This window comes from Rhizobium sp. 2MFCol3.1 (assembly GCF_000377565.1).
In the GTDB taxonomy this organism is placed as follows: domain Bacteria; phylum Pseudomonadota; class Alphaproteobacteria; order Rhizobiales; family Rhizobiaceae; genus Rhizobium.
On sequence record NZ_KB898381.1, the window covers coordinates 35,400 to 45,533 of the forward strand.

Genomic DNA, 10,134 nt, shown 5'->3' on the forward strand with positions numbered 1-10,134 from the left:
CAGCCTCCCAGCCTAGGCCATCATCCGATGAGCGCTGCGGCAGCATTGCGCGCGCTGCCGCGGCGATACAAGAGAACTATTGCGGCGCGAGCCGCTCGAGCTCGTTCAGCCGCTTCAAGGCTGCTTGTTGGCGCAGCAGGCCGTAGTTGATGTTGCTTGCGTTCAGGCTGCTGCCTTCCTGGTAAGGGTATTCGGTGAAGTCGGAGAAGAAGTCCTTGATCTTTGCCTGGACCGGCACCAGCAGCCACATGTTGCGGGCGAGGAACTCGATGGCGCCGCCGCCTTCGTGCAGCCCGCGTTCATAGGGGTCCATGCGCAGGTTGGCGATGTTGGCCCAGGCCGGAACCTCGCGTGTCGCCGTGGCGATGTTGCCTTCGCTGTTGATCGCGAAGCTGAGCTTCCAGTCGTTCCAGCGGATGGCGTTGAGATTGCCGCCCTGATCAAAATAATAGACCGCGTCGCGAGGACCGGTCTTCACTTCACCCTTCAGCATGGGGGCGAGGTCATAGCCGTCGAGATGCACCTTGAAGGTCTTGGTTCCCGAGGTGAACCCGGCCTTCATCTCTTCCTTGATGTTGGCGATGCCCGCCGCGCCGGCGAATGTCGGCATCCAGTCCATGAGGGTGACGATGTCGTTGACCTCGGTTCCCGGCTTTACGACGCCAGGCCAGCGCACCATCATCGGAATGCGGAAGCCGCCCTCCCATGTCGTGCCCTTTTCACCGTGGAACGGCGTCATCGCGCCATCCGGCCACAGCGCAAGCTCGGCGCCGTTGTCGGTGGTGTAGAGGACGATGGTGTTGTCAGCGATGCCGAGTTCGTCCAGCTGGTCAAGAAGCTGGCCGACATGGCCGTCATGCTCCACCATCCCGTCGGCGTGAATGCCCTTGCCGGTCTTGCCGAGCGAATCCGCCTTCAGATGCGTGAAGACGTGCATTCGCGTCGAGTTGAACCAGCAGAAGAACGGCTTGTCGGCTTTCGCCTGCCGGCCGATGAAGTCCTTGGCGGCGCCTAGAAACTCCTCGTCCACCGTCTCCATGCGCTTGGTATTGAGCGCGCCGGTATCTTCGATCTTTCCGTCCGCGGTGGCCTTGATCACGCCGCGCGGCCCGAACTGCCGGCGGAAGGCGGGATCCTTCGGGTAGAAGTAGCCTTCCGGCTCCTCTTCCGCATTGAGGTGATAGAGGTTGCCGAAGAACTCGTCGAAGCCATGCTTGGTCGGCAGATGCTGGTCCTGGTCACCGAGGTGGTTCTTGCCGAACTGGCCCGTCGCGTAGCCTTGCGTTTTCATGACGTCGGCGATCGTCGGCATCCAGTCCTGGATCCCGTGGGGATCGCCCGGCATGCCGATGGTGAGCAGGCCGGTGCGGAACGGTTCCTGGCCGAGAATGAAGGAGGCGCGTCCGGCCGTGCAGCTCTGCTGGCCATAGGAATCCGTGAAGATCGCGCCTTCCCTGGCGATACGATCGATGTTGGGCGTCCGATACCCCATCAGCCCCATCGTGTACGCGCTGATCTGCGGAATGCCGATATCGTCGCCGAAGATGACGAGGATGTTCGGCTTCTTGCCTGTCGTCCCCGACTGCGGCTGGGCGGCCTGTTGTGCTTGAGCGCTGGCGGTGTTCCCCATGGAGGCAGCCGCCAGAGCGGTTACGGCAAGAGAACTTCCGCCAAGCAGAAGGTTGCGGCGGCTCACAGATGCCGATTGGGAATCGCGGTTGCCACTTTCGGTATTATCCATCTGGTAGTCTCCTCGATTGGAACCGTGCCAGGATAGACAGCGCGACTTCTCGCATCCGCAAAGGGACGTTGCGTTAAATCGAGCGTAAAACTCCGACACATTGCGACGTGCAGGTCATGCGTTACGTGTGATCGGTGTCAGCTCTTGTTTGCCACAGAGGTCGAGGCAGGCCTGACAACCAGGACGGTAGCGTCGCTTTAGATATCGCGCGAGAGGTTCGTACCGTTCGTACTGTAGCCGTGTCCCGGGTTCAGTGGCGGAAGGCTGCTCTGATTGGCAGCGCCAGCCGTTTTCCTGACATCGACTGCGGACGCCAGAGCCTTGCGATCGAGATTACCGCCTTCCCGTTTGAAGAGCTTTCGCGAAAGCACTTCCACTTGGGATGACAATTCGGCGGACCCTGCTCGCGCCCACATGTCGAGCGTGCGGAACCCCACGTGGCGGCTCCATTGCTGAAGAGCGTTGTAGACCTCCATTTCAGGTGCGGTCAGGATCGTCTTTCGCAACCCCTTTAGGCGATGGCTGTAGGACGAGTGGCGCCGCTCGCGAGCACGATCGATCCGTGACCTGATCGTGGGCAAGGCCCGGTAACCGATCCAGAGCAGCCCCGAGACAGCAAGAAAAAGTGCGATGGCGATCGCCGCTTTCTGGCGCTGGACATAGGGAAGCGGCCGGGGCGCATCTTCAAGCACGGGCTTGATTTCGGCGGCGGGGCTCAAGGCAGCCGATACGTTGATCGTCATCGCCGGCAACGAGGCGGATTTGCTCTCGTGGCTCAAGACGTCGAACCAGCTGTAGGATACCTCCGGCAAGACGAACGCCCCTTCCCTGTCGGCCGTATAGACAAATGTCTCGGTTCGCCGGCTGGCCGTGTTGCGCCCAAGGGCGATACCATCCTGGATGGCGGGTGCGTTTTCATATCGGTGAAGCCCGGCTGCGTTTCCCGGGTCCAGCGGCGGTATCATCATCGCCTGGGTGTCTTGCGCGGTGATCGATATCGTTCGGGTCAGCGCATCCCCGACCTTCATGGTGCGGGCGTCTGGATCGAACGACTGCTCGACCACAAGATTGCTTGCCGCGAACGTGACATGCTGCTCCTTGCCCGCCACCCCCTCGACATTGAAGGACACTGCCGGCGCATTCACCGTCGCCTTCGTTTGCTTGCCGTCGGAGGCGTGGCCGAACTCGATGCCAAACGCCGGCAATGTGTAGGCGCCGGAAACCTGCGGCACGATCGCATATGTCTTGCGGATACCGGTATATTGCACGCCGTCGATCGTTTCGGTGAGGTTTTGCGAGCGCTCGTCCGGAAGCGTGACCAGGGCATGGGGAAGATCGAAAAGCGGAAACTGCGGCGGCGACGTGAAGAAGTCAGGGACGTAAACATCCACATCGACAAGGACTTGCTGGCCGGCAACGATGCCGCCTGTCCCTTCCACGGTCGTCCGGGCGAAAGGTTCGGCGCCATGTGCGAATGAGGGGACGGAAAACAAGGCGAAGAGGAGGATTGCCTTTCTCACGGTTGAGCTCCTTCGGCCTCGATCGCGAATTTCCTGGCCATGAGATCAGCGGGACTGACCTGGATGTTCTTCATCCACATCTCCGAAGTCTGCTCGGCAACCGCCATTTCGCCGGCCTTGCCCTTCTTCCCCTTGTCGTCGAACTGGATGCTGTCGGGTTTTTGGTTGGGGTCCTGTTCCTGCTCCTGCTCTGCGTCCTGTTGTTGCTTCAGCAGTTGCCGGGCGATCGCCAGGTTCGTGGTGGCGTCGGGCCAGTCCGTCCGCTGCTCCAATGCCTTGGTGTAGGCGGCGACCGCCTCTTCGAGCTTGCCCAGATGCAGCAACGCGTTTCCCTGGTTGTACCAGCTCTCCGGCGTGTCGACGGACGCAAAGGCGTCGAGCGCATCCTGGTAGCGGGCGGCGCGATAGAGCGCAGTACCTTTCCACATCGGATCGCGAAAATGGTCGGCGGCCGTCGGATAATCGCCCTTTTGATAGGCTTGGCGCCCCTGCTGGTCCGGCGTCAGCCACATGTCGGCGAAATCGAAGGCGGAAGCCGATGTTGGCGAGAGGACATGAACGGCGAGGAAGACTGCGGACAACCTGACAAGCCAGCCGCGCCGAAATGACAACGCCGACAACAGCGCCGCAGGGGCGATCAGCCACCAGCCGAGGTCGTGCCAGCGGTCGCCCTGGGTCGCCGTCTGCTGGACGAAATTGGTTCGGACACGCTGCGCTAGCCATTGAATATCGGTATCGTCCCGCGTGATGGTCGCGACATCGGCGCCGGTATCGCTGCCGAACTTTTTCAGGGCATCGACATCGAGTTTGGCCGTCAGCCGAGCACCGCCGGCACTGTCAAGAAAGCTGCCGTCAGCCTGCTTCACCACGCCACCCTCCGAGGTACCGATACCGAGAACGACGATGGCGCTGCCGATCTGCCTGACGCCCGCGGTGGCGGCCGGTTCGATGCCATCCGTGAGAAGCGCGATTGTCCCCGACGTTCCATCCCGTTTCAAGAGGGCGTCGGCCAGCTTGAGCGCGGCCACCGTGTCCCGGCCGGGCTTCGGCATGATACGCGTCGCCAGTGCATCGGTATAGGTCTCGATCAGTTCCGCATCGTCGGTCAGCGGCACGACGAGATGGGCGGTTCCGGAATAGGCAATCACGGCGGTGCGCGCGCCGTTGCGCGCCGCAAGCAGATCATCGATCTTCAGCTTAACCCGCTCGATCCGGCTTGGAGAAATGTCGATCGCATCCATCGTGGGAGAAAGATCGACGGCAATCACCAGCGAGGCGGTATCGGCTACGAACGGCGGCGCCTCGCGCTTCCAGGTCGGCCCGGCGACGCCAAGCGTCGCGAGCGCAAGCAGCGCGGCGAGAACCCAGGCGAGCGCATGGCGATGCCTGCGATCCGGCTGAACGATCAGGCTGTCGAGCAGATGCGGCGCGATCAATCCTTTCCAGCGGTTGCGAGTATCCCCCGCCCGCGATGCCATCCAGATGATGATGGGCGGCGCGAGAAGGGCAAGGAGCCACAGTGGGCGAAGGAAGTGAAAGTCCGAAATCACGCGCTCGCCCTCCTGCGGATGAGGCCAAGCATGCCGGTCAAGCCGTACCATGCGACGGCGAGTGCCACGGCTGCGCCGAGCGGCCAGTGGAAGAGCTCGATGCGCGGCCGCCAGGAAAGCTGCTTCTGATCCTGTGGCGTGATCCGGTCGAGCTCGTCATAGATATCCTGCAGCTGCTTCTGGTCGCCGCCGAAGAAATAGCGCCCGCCGGTGGTTTCTGCGATCTTCTCCAGAGACGCTGTGTCGAGCTTGTCCTCGCCTGTCGCGGCCGGGTTGCCGATGCCGACGGCGTGGATGAGGATACCCTTGGTCCGGGCGATATCAGCCGCCTTGAGCGGCGGCATCTTGCTTGCCGTGTCGTTGCCATCGGTGAGAAGGATCATCACCTTCTCGGGCACCGTGGTCTTTTCGAACATGCGAATGCCGAGACCGAGCGTATCGCCCAGCGCCGTTCGCGGCCCGGCGATGCCAGGAAGCAACCCCTCGACCAATGTCTCGACCAACGCATGGTCCATCGTGAACGGTGCCAGCGGATAAGGAGCATCGCCGAAGGCAATCAGGCCGATGCGATCGCCGGAACGCTTGGCGACGAAGTCTGCGACAACAGCTCTCACCGCATCGACACGTGCCTTCGATGCTCCGTCGGGCGCCACGAAATCGCGGGTGTCCATCGACTGGGAGAGGTCGAGTGCCAGGAGAATGTCGCGCTGCGGCTCGGTCTTCTCCAATGGCGGTTCCACATATTGTGGGCGCGCCAAGGCGACGACGATGAGGCACCAGACAAGAACATCGACGACTATTTGCGCCCAGGACCGTCTGGGGACCACCGAGCCAACCGTGGGCTCGACACCGGCGGCGCGGGCGACCTGATCGAAGAAAGCCAGCCGGACCGACGCCGAGGTCTCGCGATGCGCCGGCACCAGCCACCAGACCAGCAGCGGAAGAGGCAGAAGCAGCAGCGCCCATGGCATATCAAGCTGATACATGATGCCTCTCGATCCAGCGCCGCGCATCGCGCAGGAGATCATCCGTGGCATCGGCGCCCAATATCGCGCCGCCGCGATATTCGAGATCGTCGAGATAGCGTTTCAAGGCGTCGCCGATTTCGCCATGAGAGCTCAGAAACCCGACCCACTCGTCGCCCGAGACCGCCGCGATCGTCTTGCGTGGCCAGGCCGCGAGCGCCGTTCGCTTGAGCAATTCGCCCAGCCGCGCGCCTGCTCCAGCGCGCGTTCCTCGGCTTTGGAAATCGCCCGCGATCTCGTCGAGAAGCCGCAACGCCTCGCGACGATAGGCGTTGCGGCGCCAGCGTCTGTAGAGAAGCAACCCCCACAGCAGGATTGCCGCCAGCAGGATCAGCGCCAGGGCGAGCCACCCCCAAGTCTGCGGCATCCAGGAGACGGGCTGCGGGACCGCGATGTCCTTGAAGGAGCGAAGGGCAGCCTCGGTGATCGGATCGGATCGGGCCTGCTCTTCCATCACCGCCTCCGTTGCCGCCAGGCGGATTGCTCCAGCAGGCTTCGTAATTGAGGCGCGACCTCTTCGGCTGCGGAGATCGGCAGCATCGGCAGCCCGAGCTGGCGCTGCCAGGCGCGAAGTTCGTCGCCACGATCCTTGGCGAACGTGTCGATGGACCGGCGCACCGCCGGCTGGCCCAGTGGCAACTCGGCCTGCAACGTTCCACCGCTGACGACAATGTCACCAGAGGACGGCAATTCGAGCAGGAAGGGATCGTAGACCAGCAGACAGACGACGTCGTTTCGCGAGGAGAGCTGCAGCAGCAACTGGCGCGTCGTCTCGCTGTGGCCGTTGAAATCGCTGACAACGACGACAAGAAAATCATGCTGGGCGATCTCGGCCACCCGGTGCAGCACCTCATCGAGCGCAGTCGGCGACGGGAGAACCGCGTAGGTCGAATTCAATCCGCCGTTCAGGCTTGCTATCCTGTCGGCGAAAGCGATCACCGCATTTCGGCTGCGATGCGGCTTCACGTCGCTTATGGTCTGGTCGTCGAACACAAAGCCGCCGACGCGATCACCGGAGCCCAGAATGCGCCAGGCCGTCAGCATCGCAGCCTGCGCCGCCGCGACCGATTTCATCGCCAGCCGACTTCCGAAGAACATGTTGATCCGCTGATCGACGACGAGAATGGCGGGGCGCTCCTTCTCCTCGCCGTAAACCCTGACGACCGGCCTGCTGGTGCGTGCCGTGACGCGCCAGTCGATCGACCGTACGTCGTCGCCGGGAAGGTACTCGCGCAGCTCCTCGAAGACGAGACCGCGGCCTCGCATGGCCGATTGCATGCGCCCGGCCAACTGCTGGTGACTGCGCGCCTTCTGGACAAAGGTAAGGTCTCGCGCACGCCCCTCGAGCGCGACCAGCTGCTGTGTCGTCACATGAACGCCAACCTCGCGATCCCGCTTGCCGCTCATGAGACGGCCACCAGCTCAACGATGCGATCGATGACCTGGTCGGCCGTGGTGCTGGAAGCATGCGCCTCGTAGGACAGAATGAGGCGATGTCGGAAGACGTCGTTCGCCACCGCCTTGACGTCGTCAGGCGTCACGTAGTCGCGTCCCTGCAGCCAGGCGTAAGCACGCGACACCTTGTCGAGCCCGATCACCCCGCGCGGGCTCACGCCGACCTGCAGCTGTTTGGCAAGATCCTTGTCGTAACGATCCGGGTAGCGCGTGGCGATGACGAGAGCGACGATATATTTTTCGACGGGCTCGGAGACGGTGACCGCACCGATCTCCTTGCGCGCATCAAAGATCGATTGGGGGTTGAGCCGCTCGATCGTCGAATTCGGCCTCTTCTCGTGAGAGGCGTTTTCTTCGTCGCGATTGAGACGCATGATCGCCCCTTCCGACGTCTCGTCGGGGTATCCAACCTCGACATGCATGAGGAAGCGGTCGAGCTGTGCTTCGGGAAGCGGGTACGTGCCCTCCTGCTCGATCGGGTTCTGCGTCGCCATCACCATGAAGAGGTCGGGAAGAGGATAGCTTTTGCCCCCGACGGTCACCTGCCGCTCTTCCATCGCTTCAAGCAGCGCGGACTGCACCTTGGCGGGTGCGCGGTTGATCTCGTCGGCGAGGATCAGGTTCGCGAAGATCGGCCCCTGCTGGAACTTGAATTCACCCTTCCCGCCCTCGGAAAAATAGATCTCAGAACCGGTGATGTCGGCGGGCAAAAGATCGGGGGTAAACTGGACACGCGACAATTCCGAATCCAGGTTCTTCGCCAGGCTCTTGATGGCTCTGGTCTTGGCAAGGCCGGGCAGGCCTTCGACGAGTAGATGGCCATTGGCGAGCAAGCCAAGCAGCAGCCGCTCGACCATCGCATCCTGGCCGATGATCGACTTCCCGACACGCTTTCCCAGGTCAAGAATATCCTCACGTGCCGTCACTTCTGTTCCTCCGCTGCTGCCCGGTCAGCTCTATCTCCGGTAAGCTAGTTACCGGTCCACACCCCGGCAAGCACTGAACATGTTCGTACATGTGCGCACCTACCGCCGCCGTCCACGCGCGCAATAATCGCAAAAGAGTTCCCATGCGGAAATGGTCGCCATGGAGCAATTGTCCGCGATTATCAGCCGGTTTCCCGCGCACGAACTGAGCATTCGTCGCCTCTATGCCCGTGCGCCCGAATTCCGCAGCCTCTGCGAAGACTACGCGACCGCGCGATGCGCGCTGGAACGCTGGATCGCGGACGAGCGCAAGGCTGACGATTTCCGCCGATTGAGCGAGGAGATCGAGTTGGAGATCCAGGAGTTGCTCGAGCATTCCGTCGATTGGAACAGGCACTAACCATTCGCGACCTTGAGCCATCAGGGATTTGCCTTCTCGTGAGACCGCATGTCCGCTTGCGTCTTTCCCAACGCGGCCGCGATCGACGCCGCGATGTCATCCTGCATGGCGAGAAACGCGCCGCTGGCATAAGGCCGTTCATACTTTCCGATCCAGACAAGCCGCCGCGTCGAGACCTCTGTGAGACGAACGGTCACGCGCACGCTGTCGGAACCCGCGACGGACTGAATGACGCCGTCGATCACATATGTCAGCCCCAACCGCCGTCCGACATCGACAGGATCCGCCGTCGGCTCCAGCGCACTCTGCGGGAGATAGAGACGGATATCGGGAAAACGGCTCAACCTCGCCAGCACCTCGTCGGAGAAACCTTCGCCCAGGATCGGCTGCGACACGTCGGACGCCTTGAAGGGCAGCACAGCCAGCGCCGGGCCATGGATCTGCGTCGTTGCGTTTCGGGCAAGAAGCACGACCGTGACGGTTACGACCGCGACCAAGAACATGACCATCCAGAAAAGGAGAGAGCGGCCTGCGAAACGCCATGTCTCAATGACGTGCGCGGAGACCGGTGCCGGCGCCATATCGGGGCCCGGCCTGTCGGCCACATCGAGATGTCCAATTAAATCATCCGACGCGCTCGTACTGTCGAACCACTCCATGACAGGCGCGTATTGCCCTTTCGGGATGGTGATCCGCAACGGACTGTTGCGACCGGCGGAGACATAGTAGCTGTTGAGATCATGGCGCAATCGCCGCGCCTCGAGCCGGACCACCGGGTCGCTTTGGGGATCGAAGCTCTCATCGCGTCCGAACACGATCGTGGCGATCGTATAGCCCTTGAACCCCTTGTCGCGACCGGCAAGCGACTCTTCGACCAGATATCTGAGAAGCTTCCGGCGCCGTGTCGTCGACTTGAAGTCCGGGCTATCCAGGATGCGATCCAATTCCTCCTTGACCTGACCGGGCGGCAGGGCAAGTCCCGATGGCATCAGCTGATCGAATGAGTTCGATGGCATGAGGGCCCTGCAAAATTGCGCATTCACGCATTCGCAAGGATCGCGCTGAGAGCCTTGCTGTCCGGGCTCATGTTTCACCCAATCAGACATCTATGAAAGTACGTTACGGTAAATTTTACGGCGCGGACCGCGCCCTTGAGCTCGCTCGACATTATGGGCGGACCGTTGGCCACCGGCCGGACGGTCTACGCCGAAGTTTGTGTAGTCTGTGCTTTGGGAGATAAGATTGGTTGCGGGGGCAGGATTTGAACCTGCGGCCTTCAGGTTATGAGCCTGACGAGCTACCGGGCTGCTCCACCCCGCGTCCTCAAGGTGAGGCGCTTGCGCCTCATCCTAACATCGACGAACCGCGTAGCGGTTTGTCGTTCTGCCGGGGCAACTGCGAAGCGGTTGCTCCCGTACGACGTTTCCGTCGTCGTGCCGGAGCAAAACCCTATGGGTTTTGTTCCTGTAAGGGACGCACCATTATAGCTGAGGTGCGTCGAAGTTTCATTCTGTATG

At 62.0% G+C, this 10,134-nt stretch carries 9 protein-coding genes and 1 tRNA gene; 1 reads left to right on the forward strand and 9 read right to left on the reverse strand.

The annotated features are described in order from the left end of the window. Positions 1 to 76: 76 nt before the first annotated feature. From D460_RS0130785 to D460_RS0130815, 7 genes are all read right to left on the reverse strand, one after another. Entirely contained in the window at positions 77 to 1,741 is a 1,665-nt protein-coding gene (locus D460_RS0130785) for an arylsulfatase (protein WP_018902469.1), read from the reverse strand. Positions 1,742 to 1,938: 197 nt separating this feature from the next. Then, positions 1,939 to 3,261, reverse strand: a complete 1,323-nt coding sequence (locus D460_RS0130790; RefSeq protein ID WP_018902470.1) for a BatD family protein — start codon at positions 3,259 to 3,261, stop codon at positions 1,939 to 1,941. Continuing rightward, positions 3,258 to 4,811 carry a VWA domain-containing protein gene (locus D460_RS0130795; protein WP_018902471.1) on the reverse strand — a complete coding sequence of 518 codons (1,554 nt, stop codon included), beginning with the start codon at positions 4,809 to 4,811 and terminating at the stop codon, positions 3,258 to 3,260. Before D460_RS0130795 ends, D460_RS0130790 begins: the two co-directional genes overlap by 4 nt. Next, positions 4,808 to 5,797 carry a VWA domain-containing protein gene (locus tag D460_RS0130800; RefSeq protein ID WP_018902472.1) on the reverse strand — a complete coding sequence of 330 codons (990 nt, stop codon included), beginning with the start codon at positions 5,795 to 5,797 and terminating at the stop codon, positions 4,808 to 4,810. Before D460_RS0130800 ends, D460_RS0130795 begins: the two co-directional genes overlap by 4 nt. Then, on the reverse strand, positions 5,784 to 6,290 hold the full coding sequence (locus tag D460_RS0130805) for a DUF4381 domain-containing protein (RefSeq protein WP_018902473.1): 507 nt from the start codon (positions 6,288 to 6,290) through the stop codon (positions 5,784 to 5,786). The genes D460_RS0130800 and D460_RS0130805 overlap by 14 nt, the downstream gene beginning before the upstream one ends. Continuing rightward, complete coding sequence (locus tag D460_RS0130810; protein WP_018902474.1) at positions 6,290 to 7,243, reverse strand: DUF58 domain-containing protein; 954 nt, start codon at positions 7,241 to 7,243, stop codon at positions 6,290 to 6,292. The genes D460_RS0130805 and D460_RS0130810 overlap by 1 nt, the downstream gene beginning before the upstream one ends. Next, positions 7,240 to 8,217 carry a MoxR family ATPase gene (locus D460_RS0130815; RefSeq protein WP_018902475.1) on the reverse strand — a complete coding sequence of 326 codons (978 nt, stop codon included), beginning with the start codon at positions 8,215 to 8,217 and terminating at the stop codon, positions 7,240 to 7,242. The genes D460_RS0130810 and D460_RS0130815 overlap by 4 nt, the downstream gene beginning before the upstream one ends. A 160-nt stretch (positions 8,218 to 8,377) precedes the next feature. On the opposite strand from D460_RS0130815, the gene D460_RS34205 reads away from it, so the two are divergent. After that, positions 8,378 to 8,617 carry a hypothetical protein gene (locus D460_RS34205; RefSeq protein WP_018902476.1) on the forward strand — a complete coding sequence of 80 codons (240 nt, stop codon included), beginning with the start codon at positions 8,378 to 8,380 and terminating at the stop codon, positions 8,615 to 8,617. Positions 8,618 to 8,637: 20 nt separating this feature from the next. Here the strand turns inward: D460_RS34205 and D460_RS0130825 are convergent, their stop codons facing one another. After that, the gene (locus tag D460_RS0130825; RefSeq protein WP_018902477.1) at positions 8,638 to 9,633 is read right to left on the reverse strand and encodes a hypothetical protein; all 996 of its coding nucleotides are present in this window, start codon (positions 9,631 to 9,633) and stop codon (positions 8,638 to 8,640) included. Between the two features lie 227 nt (positions 9,634 to 9,860). Then, positions 9,861 to 9,937, reverse strand: a tRNA-Met gene (locus D460_RS0130830). Positions 9,938 to 10,134 lie beyond the last annotated feature (197 nt).